Origin of the sequence: Streptomyces sp. NPDC048504 (genome assembly GCF_043200035.1) — a bacterium.
Lineage (GTDB): Bacteria > Actinomycetota > Actinomycetes > Streptomycetales > Streptomycetaceae > Streptomyces.
Window position 1 is genome coordinate 211114 of record NZ_JBICXA010000010.1, and the last position, 17148, is coordinate 228261.

Consider the following 17148-nt stretch of genomic DNA (forward strand, 5'->3'; position numbering starts at 1 on the left):
TGCTGAGAACTGGGGGGTTCAGAGAACGCGCAGGGTCCAGCTCCAGCGATGGACACCCGGTGCGACGAGGTACTGCGGTGTGGTGTCGGGGCCGCACGAAGCCGTGCCCAACCCCCGGTGCGCCGCGTCGAGTTGCACCACGCAGGACGCGCGCGGCACCAGTTCGTCGTGATGCCGTACGGCGGTCAGGTCCGCGGCGCGATGGCGGGTCACCGAGACCTGGCGGGGCTCGTCGAGGTCGACCGCGAGACCGGTGGCGTCCGGTGCCGACAGCGTGAACCGCCGTACCCCGTGCCGCCCACCGCTCTCCTGCGGCCGCAGATACGGGGTGAACAACTCGTCGACGGGGACCGAGTGGTGGCCCACGGGCGCGCCCGTGCTGCGGTCGGGGTACGACTCCCAGGGACCCCGGCCGAACCACTCCAGCAGATCGAGCCCCGGCACCGTCTCGAACACGGTGCCCACCCGGGCCACATCGACGAACTCCTCGGGCAGCTGGGCCGATTCCTCGACCCGGACCCCGCCCTCCACCGGCGTGAACACCTGACAGTGCCGGACCACACCGACCGCCCCGGCGTACTCCGCGACCGTCGTCACCCTCCCCCAGCCTTCGGCCGGGGGGACCCCCATCTCGCTTCGCTCGCCGTCACGCCGTACCGAGACGATCTTGCGGACCAGCGAGTCGAGCCCCCAGGCCCGCCAGCGCGCCGCCATGCCGCCCAACTCGTCGTTGTCGGTGGGCGCCCGCCACAGGGACAGCGTCGGGGCGACCGTCAACAGCGGGTGGAGCAGGAGGCCCTCACCGTCGACCTCGACCCCGCCGCCGCCAACCACCGGCGGCGCCATGGGAGTTGCCGCCCGCAGCCGTACCTGGGGCGCGCACACGTCCGTGCCGCGCGGTGCCCACGGCTGGTCCTCGGCCGTCCTCACGCGCAGCGTCAGCCAGGCCTCGCCGCCGTCCTCCGGCAGCTCGAACGGCAGTGGTACGGCCGCCGTCTCGCCCGGGCATAGGGCGGGCAGTTCGGCCGGGGCGGTCAGCGTACGGCCGTCCGCGAGGGCCAACTCCCAAGTACCGGACAGCCATTCGAGGCCGCGGAAGTGCTGATGGTTGCCGAGGACGATGCCCTCGTGCCGGAAACACTCGATGCGCACCGGCGCCGCGATCTCCCGGTGCTCGAACATGACCGGCTTGGGCGTGCGGTCGGGAAACACCACGCCGTCGGCGATGAACGCGCCGTCGTGGACCGACTCGCCGAAGTCACCGCCGTACGCCCAGCGCTGACCGGGCGCGGCGACACCGTTGTCATACAGTCCGGCGCCCGCGCGGCCGGTGGGTCTTCCGTCGCTCACACGCTGCAGGATTCCGTGGTCCCAGAACTCCCAGATGAAGCCGCCCTGAAGACCCGGGGTTGACTCGATGGCAGCCCAGTGGTCCGCGAGGGTCCCGTTGCTGTTGCCCATGGCGTGGGAGTACTCGCACTGGATCAACGGCTTGGTCTGCTCACCGGACAGCGCGTGCGCGACACAGTCCTCCAGCGGTGCGTACATCGGACACGCAATGTCGGAGGCGAGGTCCGGGTCGGCCCAGCCGCGCTTGGCCGCTCCCTCGTATTGGACCGGTCTAGTGGGGTCGTGGCGCCGGACCCAGCCGGCGGCCGCGTCGTGGTTCGCGCCGTAGTCGGACTCGTTGCCGAGCGACCAGATGATGACCGAGGGGTGGTTCTTGTCGCGCAGCACCATCCGCGCCATGCGGTCCACGAACGCGTTCAGATAGCGCGGGTCGTCCGCGATCTCGTGCGCGTGGTCGTGCGACTCGATGTCCGCCTCGTCGACGACGTAGAAACCCAGCTCGTCGGCGAGGTCGTAGAGCGCCGGGTCGTTCGGGTAGTGCGAGGTGCGGATCGCGTTGAAGCCGAACCGCTTGAGCAGCACCAGGTCCGCGCGCATGTCGTCGTACGACACCGTGCGGCCGGTCAGCGGATGGAAGTCGTGCCGGTTGACGCCCCGGATGAACACGCGCTCGCCGTTGACGAGCAGATCCCGCCCGACGATCTCCACGTCACGGAATCCGATGCGCCGGTACGACGCGTCGGCGACCGTTCCGTCGGCGCGGTGCAGCCGGACGGTGAGGCCGTACAGCTCGGGCGTCTCGGCGTTCCAGGTGCGGACCTCGGTGACGCCGGTGCGCATGCGGGCCTCGCCGAGGAAGTCGGAGACCCGGTCGTCCTCGGTGTTGAAGCGGTCGAACTCCTCGTCCTGGGTGAGGAGTTGACCGTCGAGGTCACCGCTGACGTACCACCCGGCGGGCAGCGCGCCTGCCGCGTCCCGCACCTGGCAGTCGACCCGCAGCTCGCCGTCGTGGGACGCCCGCACGGTGACGTCCGCGAGATACAGCGGATCGGTCGCGTACAGCAGCACCGACCGGGTGATGCCCCCGTGCCACCACTGGTCCTGGTCCTCGATGTGCGAGGCGTCCGACCACTTGACCACGGTCAGCCGTACGGTGGCCCGCCCGCCGGGACGTACGACGTGCGAGAGGTCGAACTCGGCGGCGAGGTGGGAGTCCTTGGAGATGCCGACGGGCCGCCCGTCCACGTGCAGGAGCAGCACGCTCTCGGCGGCCCCGACCTGGAGCACGATCCGCCGCCCGGCCCAGTCGGCCGGGACGTCCACCTCGCGCTCGTAGACACCCGTCGGATTGTCGACCGGCGACAGCGGAGGGAATTCTGCATACGGCATACGGACGTTCGTGTACTGCGGAAGGTCGTCCGTGTCCTGCATGGTCCATACGCCCGGCACGTATGCGGACGACCAGGCGTCCGCGAGTGGCGCGTCCGGCGCCGGCAGCAGCTGGAAGCGCCAGTCGCCGTCGAGGGAGCGCGCGCCGGCGCGGCGGTCGACGGCGGACATGGGCAACCGCCCCCAGGAGGTCACCTCGGGTGACTCCCAGGGGCGGAGCGCGAGCAGCGGGTCGGTCATCAGCGGATGGCTCCCTTGCCGAGGTCGCCGATGATCTGCTTGGCGCCGACCGCGAACACGATCAGCAGGGGGATGAGGGCCAGAAGCGCGCCGGTCATGACCATTCCGTAGTCGGTGGTGCCGTGGGTGCCGTTGAGCTGGGACAGCGCGACCTGAAGCGTCACGTTGTTCGGGTTGGTGAGGGCGATCAGGGGCCAGGCGTAGTCGTTCCACTGGCCCATGAACGTGAAGATGCCGAGGAAGGCGAGGCCCGGCCGGACCACCGGGAGGGCCACGTGCCAGTACTGGCGCAGGAAGCTCGCGCCGTCGATGCGGGAGGCGTCGAGGAGTTCGTCGTGGATCGCGCTCTTCATGTACTGGCGCATCCAGAAGATGCCGAACGCGTTGGCCGCCGCAGGCACGATCAGCGCGGTCATCGAGCCGATCAAGCCGAGCTTCGCCATGATGACGAACTGCGGGATGGCCGCGAGCTGCGCCGGCACCATGAAGATGCCCATCAGCAGCGCGAACATCACGTTCTTGCCGGGGAACTGGAACTTGGCGAAGACGAACGCGGCCAGCGAGTCGAAGAACAGGACCAGGAAGGTCACCGACCCCGCCACCAGCACCGAGTTGAACATCGAGCCGAAGAAGTCGATGTTGTCGAAGAGGCTGCGCACGTTCTCCAGGAAGTGCGTGCCGGGCAGCAGCTTCGGCGGGTAGGAGAAGATCTCCGACGAGGTGTGCGTCGACATGATCACGGCCCAGTAGAACGGGAAGGCCGAGAGCAACACGCCCAGCATCAGGGAGACATGGAGGGCGATGCCGCGGCTCCGGGTGCCCCGGATCGCCTTCGGCCGCCGTGTGCCTTGGAAGAATGCCATGGTGACCGGCTCCCTAGTCTTCGCCCCGGCGCTGCACCAGGCGCCAGTTGACGATGGAGAAGATGATGACGACGAGGAAGATGCCCCAGGCCACGGCGGCGCCGTAACCGAAGTCGTTGTTGTCGAAGGTCTGTTGGAAGAAGTACAGGACCATCGTCTGGCCGGAGTGGCCCGGACCGCCCGCGAACGTCGAGTCGTTGGAGGTGTTCTGGAGCAGCACCTGTGGTTCGGAGAAGCTCTGCAGACCGGTGACCGTCGAGATGACGAGCACGAACAGCAGCACCGGGCGCAGCATCGGCAGCGTGATCCGGAAGAAGGTCTGCACCGGTCCGGCGCCGTCCATCCTTGCCGCTTCGTACAGTTCGCTCGGGATGGTCTGCAGACCGGCGAGGAAGATGATCGCGTTGTAGCCGGTCCACTGCCAGGTCATCAGCGTCGCGATGGCGATCTTGATGCCCCATGGTGTGTTCAGCCAGGCGATCTGGTCGATGCCGATCGCCTGCAACAGGGCGTTCACCAGGCCGAAGTTGGTGGAGAACACCGAGCCGAAGACGATCGCGATCGCCACCACCGAGGTGACGTTCGGCAGGAAGTAGGCGAAGCGGTACACGTTCTTGAAGCGGACCGCCGAGTTGAGCATCACGGCCGTGATCATCGCGAGGAAGATCATGGGGAAGGTGGCCAGCGCCCAGATGATCAGCGTGTTGCCGATCGAGTTCCAGAAGTCGGTGTCGCTCAGCAGGTACTTGTACTGCGACAGACCCGCCCACTCCATCGAGCCGAGGCCGTCCCAGCGGTGGAAGGAGAGGTAGAGCGAGAAGCCGACGGGGATCAGCCCGAAGCAGAGGAACAGCAGATAGAACGGGGAGATCGCGGCATACAGATGCCAGTACTTGCGGAAGCCGCTCTTCGGCTGCGCGGAGGCGGACGAACTGCCCACGGCGGTCGGGGGCTTGTCGAGTGCGGTGGCCATCAGTAGCTCACCCCCAGGTGGTCCGCGATGCGCCGGCACTTGCTCATGGCGTCACTCCAGGCCTTCTTGGGGTCCTTGCCGAGGACACCGACGTTCTTGATCTCGTCCTTGATGGGCTGCCCGAGCGCGACGTCGAACGGGCTGTTGTAGGCGACCACGATCTTCTGCGCGGCGGGCCCGAAGATGTCCATCGTGACCTGGCCGCCGAAGAAGGCGTCCGGCTCACGCAGTTGTTTCAGGTCGTACGAGGCCGGCGTGGACGGGAACAGACCCGCGTCGACGAACCCCTGTGCCTGGTTCGACGCGTCGAGCATCCACGAGATGATCTGGAAGGCCTGCTCCGGCTGTCGGCACTCCTTGGTGATCGACAGGAACGAGCCGCCGTTGTTGGACGGCCGTACGGGCATGTCGGCGATCCGCCACCTGCCCTTGGTCTTCGGGTTGCCGGTCTTGATGTCGTTGGTCGCCCAGGAGGCGCCCAGCTGACTGGGCAGCTTGCCGTCGTCCACGGCCGACAACTGGTCGGGGGTACCGCTGACGAGATTGGAGACGATTCTGCGCTGCTTGGCCTCCACGGCCAGCGCCCAGGCGTGGCGCACATGTGCCTGGTCGCCGATGAAGTGGCGGTCCTTGTCGACGTAGCGCTTGCTGCCCTGCTGCACCACGTTCTCGAAGACGCTGTTGACGTCGGTGACCATGGACGTCCCGGGAATCCGCTTCCTGAGCTGCTCGCCCGCCGCGAAGAACTTCTCCCAGGTGTTCAACTCCCGTGAGACATCGGCCGGTTCGTACGGCAGCCCCGCCTTGCGGAACACGGCGTACTGGTAGAAGTGCGCCACCGGCCCGCAGTCGATCGGGAAGCCGACCATCGTGCCGTCGTCGGCGATGCCCTGCTCCCACTTCCATGCCAGGAACTGGCTCTTGTACTTGTCCGCGCCGAGTGTCCTGAGGTCCACGAACTGGTCGGAGTTGGGGAGATAGGACGCCATGTCCTCGCCCTTGAGGCCGGCGATGTCGGGGACATGGGCGCGACCGGCCATCGTGGTGAGCAGCTTGGACCGGTAGTAACCACCGATCTTGATGGCCTGGAGGTCGACGGAGCTGTCGTAACGGGCCTTGGCCTTCTTCAGGACCGTGTCGCCGAGGCCGCCGTCCCAGTACCACAGGACCATGTTCCGGCCGGTGGAACCGGTCGGAACGGCACAGCCGGACGCCAGGCCGCCGAGCGCCGTGGCGGCCGTACCGGCCAGGCCCGCACGGAGCAGGCCTCTTCGTGAGAGCCGCACAGCTCCCACCGCCTTTCGGATCTGTTCGATCTGTTCGGGTCGTGCATACGAGGGGCTGAAGTGGGGGGATTTGCAAGGGACTTGCGAGGTGGGGGGAGCTACTCCCGTGCGGGGGGAGTGACGGGGGCGTACGAGACGGGCGGACCGGGGTCCGCCGGGATCCTGTCGACCAGGAAGCCGTACGCACGCCGCAGTTCGGGATCGCGGACTGTATGCAGCCAACGGTCGACGCCATACCAGCCCGGCGCCGCCAGCGCACCGCTGGGATGCTGGACGGACAGCCCGGCCGCGAGCACCGCGAACCGCAGCCGTTCCTCCAGCGGCCAGCCGCCGAGCGAGGCCGCGACGAAGCTCGCGCCGAACACGTCACCGGCGCCCGTCGCGTCCAGGACGTCGACGGCCAGGGCCGGGACCTCCGCGTACTCGCCGGTCGTCTGGTCGGCGGCGATCGCCCCGTCGCCGCCCCGCGTGATCACCGCGACCGGCACCAGTTCGGTGAGGGTGCCGAGCGCCGCGACCGCGCTGTCGGTGCGGGTGTACGCCATCGCCTCGGTCTCGTTGGGGAGGAAGGCGTGGCACAGGGCGAGCTGGTCGAGCAGGTCACGGGACCACTGCTCGGTGGGGTCCCAGCCGACGTCGGCGTAGATCTGCGTGCCGTTCGCGGAGGCCTTGCCGAGCCACGCGCGCGGCTCGGCCTCCAGATGCACCAGCGCGGTCCGCGCCTCGGGCGGGTCGCCCATCAGCACGTCCTGCGAGTACGGCGGTTCCTGGCCGTGGGTGACCAGCGCCCGGTCGTTCCCGTGGGCGAGCGAGACGGTGACGGGGGTGTGCCAGCCGTTCGCGGTGCGGGACAGGGAGAGGTCGACGCCCTCCTGGCCGGCGAGGATCTCGTGGCAGTACGCGCCGTAGAAGTCGTCGCCGAAGACCGTGGCCAGGGAGGTCCGCAGGCCGAAGCGGGACGCGGCGACCGCGAGGTTCGCGATGCCGCCCGGGCCGCAGCCCATGCCGGTCGTCCAGATCTCCTCGCCCGGCGTCGGCGGCTGCCCCAGACCCGTGAGGACGAGGTCGTAGAAGAGCAGCCCGGTCAGCAGCACATCGGGCCGGGGGTCGTCCACGCGCGCATCCTCTCGTCGGCACGTCGTCTGGAGAGTTCGTCAAAACTCTTCATTTCGGTGACCGGAATCGTGCGCTGCTCGACGAGATTGGTCAATACCCAAGCAGAACTGAGCATAGAAATGATTGAAGATGACGAGTAGTGTTCGCGGCGTGCTGGCAGAACGACGACATCAACTCATCCTGCGGGCCCTGCGCTCCGGGGGCCCCGCGGCCGTGACCGATCTCTCCGAGCAGCTGGGTGTGAGCCCCGCCACCATCAGGCGTGATCTGCTCAAACTGGAGGAGGACGGACTGCTCACGCGTGTCCACGGCGGTGCCGTGGCCGACGAGGGCGACCAGCCCTTCGCCGAGGTCGCCGAGGTGCGGGTGGCCGAGAAGGACGCGATAGCCGCGCGCGCCGCCGCGATGGTCGCGGACGGCCAGTCGGTCCTCCTCGACATCGGCACCACCGCCTACCGGCTGGCCCGCCAGCTGCACGGCCGCCGGCTCACCGTGATCACCAGCAACCTCGTGGTCTACGAGGAGCTGGCCGACGACGAGGGCATCGAACTGGTGCTGCTCGGCGGCATGGTCCGGCGCGAGTACCGGTCCCTGGTGGGCTTCCTCACCGAGGACAACCTGCGCCAGCTGCACGCCGACTGGCTCTTCCTCGGCACCAGCGGAGTGCGGCCCGGCGGCCAGGTGATGGACACGACGGTCGTCGAGGTGCCGGTGAAACGGGCCATGATCAAGGCCGCGGACAAGGTCGTACTGCTCGCGGACGCGCAGAAGTTCCCGGGTACGGGGATGGCGAAGGTGTGCGGTCCCGAGGACCTGGACGCGGTGGTGACGAACGCCCCGGTCGACCCGGTGACCCGTTCCTCCCTGGAGGAAGCGGGCGTCGAGGTCGTCGTGGCAGGAAAGGTGAAAGCGTGAAGCTGACGATTCTGGGCGGCGGCGGGTTCCGGGTGCCGCTCGTGTACGGGGCACTCCTGACGGACCGCGGCGAGGGCCGGGTCACCGAGGTCGTGCTGCACGATCTCGACGACAGTCGGCTGTATGCGGTCGCCCGTGTACTGGCCGAACAGGCCGCCACTGTGCCCGACGCCCCCACCGTCACCGCCACCACGGACCTCGACGAGGCCCTGCGCGGAGCCGACTTCATCTTCTCCGCGATCCGCGTCGGTGGCCTGGAGGGCCGCGCCAACGACGAGCGCGTGGCGCTGGCGCAGGGCGTCCTCGGCCAGGAGACGGTCGGCGCCGGCGGTATTGCCTATGGTCTACGAACCGTCCCGGTCGCCGTCGACATCGCCCAGCGCGTGGCCCGCCTCGCCCCCGACGCCTGGGTCATCAACTTCACCAACCCGGCGGGCCTGGTCACCGAGGCCATGTCCCGCCACCTCGGCGACCGCGTCATCGGCATCTGCGACTCCCCGGTCGGCCTCGGCCGCCGTATCGCCACGGTCCTGGGCGCCAACCCGCGCGAGGCCTTCATCGACTACGTCGGCCTCAACCACCTCGGCTGGGTACGCGGCCTGCGCGTCGCCGGCCGCGACGAACTCCCGCGCCTGCTCGCCGACCCCGACCTCCTCGGCTCCTTCGAGGAGGGCAAGCTCTTCGGCGCCGACTGGCTCCAGTCGCTCGGCGCGATCCCGAACGAGTACCTGCACTACTACTACTTCAACCGCGAGACCGTCCGCGCCTACACCGAGGTCGAGAAGACCCGCGGCGCCTTCCTCCGCGACCAACAGGCGCAGTTCTACGACGAGATGAAGCGCCCCGACGCGGCCGCGCTGACCGCCTGGGACCGCACCCGCGCCGAGCGCGAGGCGACCTACATGGCGGAGAACAGGGAGACGGCCGGCGCCGGCGAACGCGACGCCGACGACCTCTCCGGCGGGTACGAGAAGGTCGCCCTCGCCCTGATGCGGGCCATCGCCCGCGACGAACGCACAACCCTGATCCTGAACGTCCGCAACCAGGGCGCCCTGTCCGTCCTCGACGCGGACGCCGTCATCGAGGTGCCGTGCCTGGTCGACGCCAACGGCGCCCACCCCGTCGCCGTCGACCCGCTGCCCGACCACGCCACCGGCCTGGTCTGCGCGGTCAAGGGCGTCGAGCGCGAGGTCCTCGCGGCGGCCGAGAACGGCTCCCGTGCGACGGCGGTGAAGGCCTTCGCGCTGCACCCGCTGGTCGACTCGGTGAACGTCGCCCGTCGGCTGGTCGAGGGCTACACCGAGGTCCACCCGGGCCTGGCGTACCTTAAGTAGGCATCCGTTCGGTAAGCGCTTTCCCCAGTTCGGGACAGCACCCCGAGTTCTCGGCAGCGAGTTCTCGGCAGCTCCCCAAAGTTCTCAGCAGCTCCCTGGTTCCCTGGAGACTTCCCATGCACGACGAACGCCGCAGGATCGAGGAGCGCGTCGAGCGCGCCCACAACCAGCGCATCAAGCCCGCGATCTACGCGGCCACCGCGCCCTTCACGGTCGAGGCCTGGCAGGCGCCGGGTGAGCCGGTCCCCTTCGAGGAGGCCGCGGCGGCGCCGTACACGCCGTTCGCGATGGACACCCCGTGGGGTCCGCCCTGGGGCACCACCTGGTTCCGGATGTGCGGGCAGGTGCCGGAGGAGTGGGCCGGGAAGCGCGTCGAGGCCGTCATCGACCTCGGCTTCGTCGGCGACTGGCCCGGCAACCAGGCCGAGGCCCTGGTCCACCTCACGGACGGGACACCGCTCAAGGCGGTCAACCCGCTCAACCAGTACGTCGCCATCGCCAACCCGGCGGCGGGCGGCGAGGTCATCGACTACCTCGTCGAGGCGGCCTCCAACCCCGACATCCTCGCCAACGACTTCTCCGAGCCCACGCCGCTCGGTGATGTACTGACGGCAGGCGACCGTCCACTGTATACATTCCGCCGCGCCGACCTCGCCGTCCTCGACGAGGAGGTCTTCCATCTCGACCTCGACGTCCAGGTGCTGCGCGAACTGATGCTGGAACTGAGCGAGCACGACCCGCGCCGGCACGAAATCATGCACGCACTCGACCGGGCCCTGGACCTCCTCGACCTCGACGACGTCGCCGGTACGGCAGCCGACGTACGGGCCGCGCTGAAGCCGGTGCTCTCCAAGCCCGCCAACGCCAGCGCGCACATCGTCTCCGGTGTCGGACACGCGCACATCGACTCGGCGTGGCTGTGGCCGATCCGCGAGACCAAGCGCAAGACGTCCCGCACCTTCTCGAACGTGACCTCGCTGGCCGACGAGTACGAGGACTTCATCTTCGCCTGCTCGCAGGCCCAGCAGTACGAGTGGGTGCGCGACAACTACCCGCAGGTGTGGGCCCGCATCCAGGAGTCCGTGAAGCGCGGCCAGTGGGCGCCGGTCGGCGGCATGTGGGTCGAGTCCGACGGCAACCTGCCCGGCGGCGAGGCCATCGCCCGCCAACTGATCCACGGCAAGCGGTTCTTCATCGAGCACTTCGGCGTCGAGACCAAGGGCGTCTGGCTGCCCGACTCCTTCGGCTACAACGCGGCCTACCCGCAGCTCGCCAAGCTCGCCGGCAACGAGTGGTTCCTCACCCAGAAGATCTCCTGGAACCAGACCAACAAGTTCCCCCACCACACCTTCTGGTGGGAGGGCATCGACGGCACCCGCATCTTCACCCACTTCCCGCCGGTCGACACCTACAACGCCCGCTTCAGCGGCGAGGAGATGTCCCGCGCGGTCCGCAACTACCAGGAGAAGGGCAACGCCACCCGCTCCCTGGCCCCCTTCGGCTGGGGCGACGGCGGCGGCGGCCCGACCCGCGAGATCATGGAACGGGCGCGCAGGCTCGCCGACTTGGAAGGCTCACCGAAGGTCGTCGTCGAGCACCCCGACGAGTTCTTCGCCAAGGCCCGCGCCGAGTACCCGGACGCCCCGGTCTGGGTCGGCGAGCTCTACCTCGAACTCCACCGCGCCACCTACACCTCCCAGGCCCGCACCAAGCAGGGCAACCGGCGCAGTGAACACAAGCTCCGCGAGGCCGAGTTGTGGGCGACCACGGCCGCGCTGCACGCGCCGGGCTACGCGTACCCGTACGAGAAGCTCGACCGGCTGTGGAAGACGGTGCTGCTGCACCAGTTCCACGACATCCTGCCGGGTTCCTCGATCGCCTGGGTGCACCGCGAGGCCGAGGCCGAATACGCGCGTGTGGCAACGGAGTTGGAGGAGCTGACGGCGGCGGCCGTGGCCGCGCTGGGCGGCGGCGGTACCCGCGTCTTCAACACCAGCCCCTTCGACCGCGCCGAGGTCATCCGCACGGCGACCGGCGTCCCGATGTACGCGACGGTCCCGGCGAACGGCAGCGCCCCGCTGGCCGCCGAGTACGTCCCGCAGGCGGTGACCGTCACCGACCGCGTCCTCGACAACGGCATCGTCCGCGTCGAACTCGCCGACGACGGCACCCTCGCCTCCGTGCGCGACCTGCGCCACGGCAGCCGTGAAGTCCTCGCCGACCAGGGCAACCTGCTGCGTCTGCACACCGACCTGCCCAACTACTGGGATGCCTGGGACGTCGACAAGCACTACAAGAACCGCTTCACCGACCTCCTGGACGCCGACTCCATCACGGTCGTCGAGCAGGACCCGCTGCTCGGCGCGATCCGCGTGGAACGGTCCTTCGGCAAGGGCTCGAAGATCGTGCAGACGATCACCGTCCGCGCGGGCAGCCCCCGCATCGACTTCGAGACCGACATCGACTGGCACGAGGCCGAGAAGTTCCTCAAGGCCGGCTTCCCCGTGGACATCCGGGCCGCGCACTCCTCCGCCGAGATCCAGTTCGGCCACATCCAGCGGCCCACGCACACCAACACCAGCTGGGAGGCGGCCCGTTTCGAGGTCTCCGGCCACCGCTGGGTGCACCTCGCCGAGCCCGGCTACGGCGTCGCCGTCATCAACGACTCGACGTACGGCCACGACGTCTCCCGCACGGTCCGCGAGGACGGCGGCACGACGACCACGGTCCGCCTGAGCCTGGTGCGCGCCCCGCGCATCCCGGACCCGGGCGCCGACCAGGGCAAGCACCGCCTCACCTACTCGCTGCTGCCCGGCGCGAGCATCGAGGACGCGGTCGCCGAGGGCTACGCCCTCAACCTCCCGCTGCGCGTGGCCGATTCGGGAGGCGCCCCGCAGCCGGTCGTTTCCGTCGACGGCGACGGCATCACCGTCGAGGCGGTCAAGCTCGCCGACGACGAGTCCGGCGACGTCGTGGTCCGCCTCTACGAGTCGAACGGCGGCCGTGCCCGGGGCGCACTGCGCACGGGCTTCCCGCTCGCGGCCGCGCGGATCACCGACCTGCTGGAGCGACCGCTGGCGGACGAGGCCTCCGTCGACGGCGACTCGGTGGCCGTGTCCCTGCGGCCCTTCCAGATCCTGACGCTCCGTCTGCAGCGGGCGGGCGCGGGCCAGTAGAACCCGGGGGAGGGGCGGGCCCGGCATCGGTGCCGCCGGGCCCGCCCCTCTTCGTCTCCCAACTCACCCTGTACGTAGAGGGAGTTCAGCCGTGCCCATGCAACCGTGGTTCACCGACGCCAAGTTGGGGATCTTCGTCCACTGGGGGATCTACGCCGTCGACGGCGTCCAGGAGTCCTGGTCGTTCTACGACGACATCGTGCCCCACGACCAGTACATGTCCCAGCTCGACCGGTTCACCGGCGCGAAGTACGACCCGCGCGCCTGGGCCGACCTGTTCGCCCGCGCCGGCGCCAAGTACGCCGTCCTGACGAGCCGTCACCACGACGGGGTGGCCCTGTGGGACACCGAGTTCGGCGATCTCAACCTCGGCAAGGACTACCTCACCGGGTACGCCGACGCCCTCCGCGAGCAGGGGTTGAAGGTCGGCCTCTACTACTCCCACTCCGACTGGAACCACCCCGACTACGCCACCACGCGCAAGCCGGGCCGCCCGCCGGAGCAGGAGGACAACCGCTACTCCGAGGTCGCGGCCGAGTTCGAGGACCTGGACGCCTGGGAGCGGTTCATTGCCTACCGGGACGGTCAGATAAGGGAGTTGGCCTCCCGCTACCGGCCCGACCTGATGTGGTTCGACGGCGAGTGGGACCGCAGCGAGGAGCAGTGGCGCATCAAGGAACTCGCCGCGCTGATCCGCTCGTACTCGCCGCACGTCGTGTTCAACGCGCGCATGCTCAGCGAGGGCGACTACGCGACACCGGAGCAGGGCGCCCCCGTCGAACCCCCGGACGGGCCCTGGGAGTTGTGCCTCACCATCAACGACTCGTGGGGGTACCAGCACCACGACGACAACCACAAGTCGCTGAGCCAGCTGGTGCGTTACTTCACGGAGACGATCGGCGGGGGCGGCAACCTCCTGCTCGACGTGGGCCCGATGGAGGACGGCACCATCCCGCAGCCGCAGGTCGAGCGTCTCGAAGGCCTGGGGGAGTGGATCCGCAAGCACGCCGACGCCGTGTACGGCACGGTGCGCGGGCTCCCGGCCGGGCACCACTACGGGCCGAGCACCCTCTCCGCCGACCGGCGCACCCTCTATCTCACCCTGTACGACATCCCGCGCGCCGAGATCGGAGTCCGGGGGCTGGTCACCCCGGTCCGCCGGGTCACCGTGCTCGGCACCGGCACCGAACTCGCCCACCGGGTCATCGGCGGACTGCACGAGGCCGTGGGGCAGTTGTGGATCGACCCGCCGCCGCTGACCGATCTCGACCCGCTCGCCACGGTCCTCGCCGTGGAGCTGGACGGGGATCTGGAGCTGTACCGGGGCTCGGGCCGTTTCTGACCGACGGAGCCGGCTGTCGGGGCACACACACCGAGGCGGCCGGCCCACACGGGGGACCGGCCGCCAGGGGTGGGGGTCGTCAGCCGGTGAAACCGGCTGTGATCGAGGTGAACTGCCAGGTGTTCTGGCTGATGCCGGAGCAGTTGCTCACCACTCCGCCGCCGGCGCACCCGCGGTCGCGGTTGACCGACCAGAAGGCGAGCCGGGCGATGTGGTGCGAGTTCGACCAGTCACGGATCTGCGTCCAGATGGCGGGAGTCGTGGTCTCCGACTGGTCCGACAGACCGTTCATGCCGGAGATGCCGATGTGCGAGTAGGCCGTAGCGTCGTCCCACCCGAACGTGGACTTCAGCTTGGTCTTCAGGCCCTCGGCCGCGGCGACCGTGTTGCCGTACATGTCGGAGCCGCCGCCGAAGTCGAACGGCATGATGGTGAAGACGTCGATGTTGGCGTTGAGCGACTGCGCCTGCTCGATGAGCCGGTTGCCGTAGTACGTCGGGCCGGTCGTCGAGGTGCCGAAGGTGACGATCGTGCGCAGGCCCGGGTTGTTGGCCTTGACTGTCTTCAGCGCGGTCAGGATCTTCGCCTGGACGGCCTCGTTCTCGAACTCGTCCGTGTTCTCGATGTCCATGTCGATCGCCTTGAGGCCGTAGGCGTCGATCACCTTCTGCAGAGCCCCGGCGAGTGCGCTCGCGGAGGAGCAGTTGGCGCCGAGCTTGCTGCCCTGCCAGCCGCCGAAGGACGGCACGATGTCACCGCCCGCCGCGCGGATCTGGTTGATGGCGGTCTGGTCGACGCCACCGGTCAGGGCCCGGCTGCCGTCCCAGGCGGGGTTGCAGCCACCGGAGTCGAGCACGAATGCCATCGTGAACCACTTGATGCCGGTCGCGCTCATCACCGTGCTCGGGCTCGGCGGATCGCCCCAGCCCTCGTAGAGATACGGCGCTGCCTGGGTGAACCCGGTGCCGCCGCCGGTGCCGGCGCTCGTCGTGACGCTCACCGCGCCCGAGGCCGCTGAACTGTTCCCGGCCGCGTCGCGCGCCTTCACGGTGAACGTGTAGGCGGTGCTGGCGGAGAGCCCGGTGACCGTGCCGCTCGTACCGGAGACGCTGAGGACCTGGTTCGAACCGCTGTAGACGTCGTACGCCGTGACGCCCACGTTGTCCGTCGAGGCGCCCCACGACAGCGAGACGCTGGAGGAGGTCTTGCCCGTGGACGTCAGGCCGGTCGGCGCGGTCGGGGCCTGGGTGTCGCCACCGCCGCCACCGCCCGGACCGTCGAGGCTGATGTCGTCCGCGTAGTAGGTGCCCTGCGCGTACCAGCCGTGGACGTAGATGGTGGCGCTGGTCTGCGAGGCGCCGGTGGTGAAGGACGTCGTCAGCTGGCTGTACGCCGACGGGGACGTCGTCCAGGTCGAGTTGCCGCCGGTCACGCCGAGGTAGACGTAGCTTCCGCGCACCCAGCCGCTGAGCGAGTAGGCCGTGTTCGGTTGCACGGCTACCGTCTGGGTGCACTGCGCTGTGTCGCTCGAACTCACCGTTCCCGCAAGGGCCTTGGAGCCGCCGTGCACGGGCGAGGAGACGACCGAGCCGAGGTTTCCGGTGCAGGACCAGGGGGAGAGGCTGCCCGACTCGAAGCCGGGGTTGGTCAGGACGTTGGCAGCCTCCGCCGTACCGGGCAGCGCGATCGCCCCGGCCATGGCCAGGGCGGCGGTACCGAGCAGGGCGAGGAGCCGATGTCTGGAGCGTCTGAGTGTGTCGCGCACGCGATCTCCCTGAAGTAATGGGGGTGTTCGGGAGTGCAAGAGGGTGCGCAACCAAGTTGGTATGGACCAATCACGGTGTCAAGATGCCCTGCCATGATTGGTCCATACCGGTATGAAGTTGTAGGGCGGGACCGGGAGTTACGCGCGAGCGGCGGCCCGACTGCTCGTCTCCGAGGTCTCCGTCGCCGTCTCCATCTCGTCCTGTGCCGGTGCGGGCGTCGCCGGGAGCAGGGGCTCCGACTCCTCCGCGCGCTGGTGCGGGAGCGACACCGGACGCAGCTGGCGGGGGCCGGACACCACCGCGTAGTCCGCGCCCAGGAACGGCGGCTCCATCGTGCCTGGGTCCTCGCCGAGCGCCAACTGCACTGCCGCCCAAGGGGCGTTGACCCCGCACAGCGACAGCTGGTGCAGGCCCCCCGCGGGACGGGTGTTGACGTCCATCAGCACGGGCCGGTCGCCGAACATGCGGAACTGGATGTTGGACAGGTAGTGCAGCCCGAAGCCCTCCGCGATCCGGCGGGCCGGCTCCAGCCACTGCTCCTGCAGGGTGAAACCGCGACGACGGCCGTTCTTCGTGCGGCCCACGGCGAGCCGGACCAGGTTGTCGGGACCGGTCAGGCAGTCCACCGACACCTCCGGCTCCTCCAGGCGCGGCATGACCAGCCAGTCCACCTGCTCGTCGGCCTGCTCCAGCGCCTCGACGACCATGTCGAGCGGGACGTAGGGGCTCGGGAAGCCGTTGAGGTGCATGAGCGAGAAGGGGGCGCGCGTGATCACACGGAAGCCCACCCCGCCCGCGCCGGACGCCGGCTTGAAGCACGCCTTGTGCCCGGCGGCCTCCAACTCCTCGACGGCGGCGACGAGTTCGGGCGCCGTGCGCACCCGCCACCACGGCGGCACGGGCACGCCGATCGCCTGGACGGCCTCGTACGCGATCACCTTGTCGTGGAAGACGGCGACGGCCTCGGGGGTCGGCGCCAACAGCGCCGTGCCCACCGCCTCGAAGTCCGCGCGGTGCGCCACGATCTCCGACTGGTGCAGCCGGGGCACGAACACGTCGATGCCGCGACGGGCGCACTGGTCGAGCGCGAACTCGACGTACGCGGCCGGGGACAGGCCCTCGGGCTCCAGGTCGGCGGTGTCGGCGGCGGCCAGTACGGGGGAGTCCGCGTCGCCGTGCGTGGCATGGATCTCGACGGCCCGGTCGCTGGGATTTCTCCGCAGCTGATCCATGAAGAACACGTTCTCCGCGTACGTGCGGTTGAGCCAGACGCGTACGCGAGAGACCATGCAGGGCCGTCCTTTCGGTTTCGCGGGCACGGCGGAGCGAGGCCGTGCCCGGCCAAGGTGGTTGGAGGTACACCAAACCGCCCTCGGCGAAGGGGCGTTCGTAGCGGTG

The 17148-nt window shown here is 69.3% G+C and carries 11 protein-coding genes; 4 read left to right on the top strand and 7 right to left on the bottom strand.

From position 1 onward, the window contains the following. Window positions 1–18 precede the first annotated feature (18 nt). The 5 genes from ACGFY9_RS25525 to ACGFY9_RS25545 all read right to left on the bottom strand — a co-directional run bounded on the left by ACGFY9_RS25525 (window position 19) and on the right by ACGFY9_RS25545 (window position 7216). Window positions 19–2979, bottom strand: a complete 2961-nt coding sequence (locus ACGFY9_RS25525; RefSeq protein WP_393757742.1) for a glycoside hydrolase family 2 TIM barrel-domain containing protein — start codon at window positions 2977–2979, stop codon at window positions 19–21. Beyond that, window positions 2979–3842, bottom strand: a complete 864-nt coding sequence (locus ACGFY9_RS25530; RefSeq protein WP_393757744.1) for a carbohydrate ABC transporter permease — start codon at window positions 3840–3842, stop codon at window positions 2979–2981. Before ACGFY9_RS25530 ends, ACGFY9_RS25525 begins: the two co-directional genes overlap by 1 nt. Window positions 3843–3855: 13 nt before the next feature. Beyond that, window positions 3856–4815 (bottom strand): carbohydrate ABC transporter permease, encoded by a 960-nt coding sequence (locus tag ACGFY9_RS25535; RefSeq protein ID WP_393757746.1) that lies wholly within the window; start codon window positions 4813–4815, stop codon window positions 3856–3858. Continuing rightward, a complete protein-coding gene (locus ACGFY9_RS25540) occupies window positions 4815–6101 on the bottom strand; it encodes an ABC transporter substrate-binding protein (RefSeq protein ID WP_393757748.1) in 1287 nt (428 codons plus the stop codon). Before ACGFY9_RS25540 ends, ACGFY9_RS25535 begins: the two co-directional genes overlap by 1 nt. Before the next feature lie 98 nt (window positions 6102–6199). Then, window positions 6200–7216 carry a carbohydrate kinase family protein gene (locus ACGFY9_RS25545; protein WP_393757750.1) on the bottom strand — a complete coding sequence of 339 codons (1017 nt, stop codon included), beginning with the start codon at window positions 7214–7216 and terminating at the stop codon, window positions 6200–6202. A gap of 151 nt (window positions 7217–7367) precedes the next feature. On the opposite strand from ACGFY9_RS25545, the gene ACGFY9_RS25550 reads away from it, so the two are divergent. The 4 genes from ACGFY9_RS25550 to ACGFY9_RS25565 all read left to right on the top strand — a co-directional run bounded on the left by ACGFY9_RS25550 (window position 7368) and on the right by ACGFY9_RS25565 (window position 13984). Continuing rightward, on the top strand, window positions 7368–8132 hold the full coding sequence (locus tag ACGFY9_RS25550) for a DeoR/GlpR family DNA-binding transcription regulator (RefSeq protein WP_019058991.1): 765 nt from the start codon (window positions 7368–7370) through the stop codon (window positions 8130–8132). Next, complete coding sequence (locus ACGFY9_RS25555; protein WP_393757752.1) at window positions 8129–9466, top strand: 6-phospho-beta-glucosidase; 1338 nt, start codon at window positions 8129–8131, stop codon at window positions 9464–9466. Before ACGFY9_RS25550 ends, ACGFY9_RS25555 begins: the two co-directional genes overlap by 4 nt. Before the next feature lie 116 nt (window positions 9467–9582). Next, window positions 9583–12642, top strand: coding sequence for an alpha-mannosidase (locus ACGFY9_RS25560; RefSeq protein WP_393757754.1), 3060 nt, complete (start codon window positions 9583–9585; stop codon window positions 12640–12642). Window positions 12643–12733: 91 nt separating this feature from the next. Continuing rightward, entirely contained in the window at window positions 12734–13984 is a 1251-nt protein-coding gene (locus ACGFY9_RS25565) for an alpha-L-fucosidase (protein ID WP_393757755.1), read from the top strand. Between the two features lie 79 nt (window positions 13985–14063). Here the strand turns inward: ACGFY9_RS25565 and ACGFY9_RS25570 are convergent, their stop codons facing one another. Beyond that, complete coding sequence (locus ACGFY9_RS25570; protein WP_393757757.1) at window positions 14064–15749, bottom strand: carbohydrate binding domain-containing protein; 1686 nt, start codon at window positions 15747–15749, stop codon at window positions 14064–14066. Between the two features lie 138 nt (window positions 15750–15887). Further along, a complete protein-coding gene (locus ACGFY9_RS25575; protein WP_393757759.1) occupies window positions 15888–17039 on the bottom strand; it encodes an ATP-grasp domain-containing protein in 1152 nt (383 codons plus the stop codon). Between the last annotated feature and the right edge of the window lie 109 nt (window positions 17040–17148).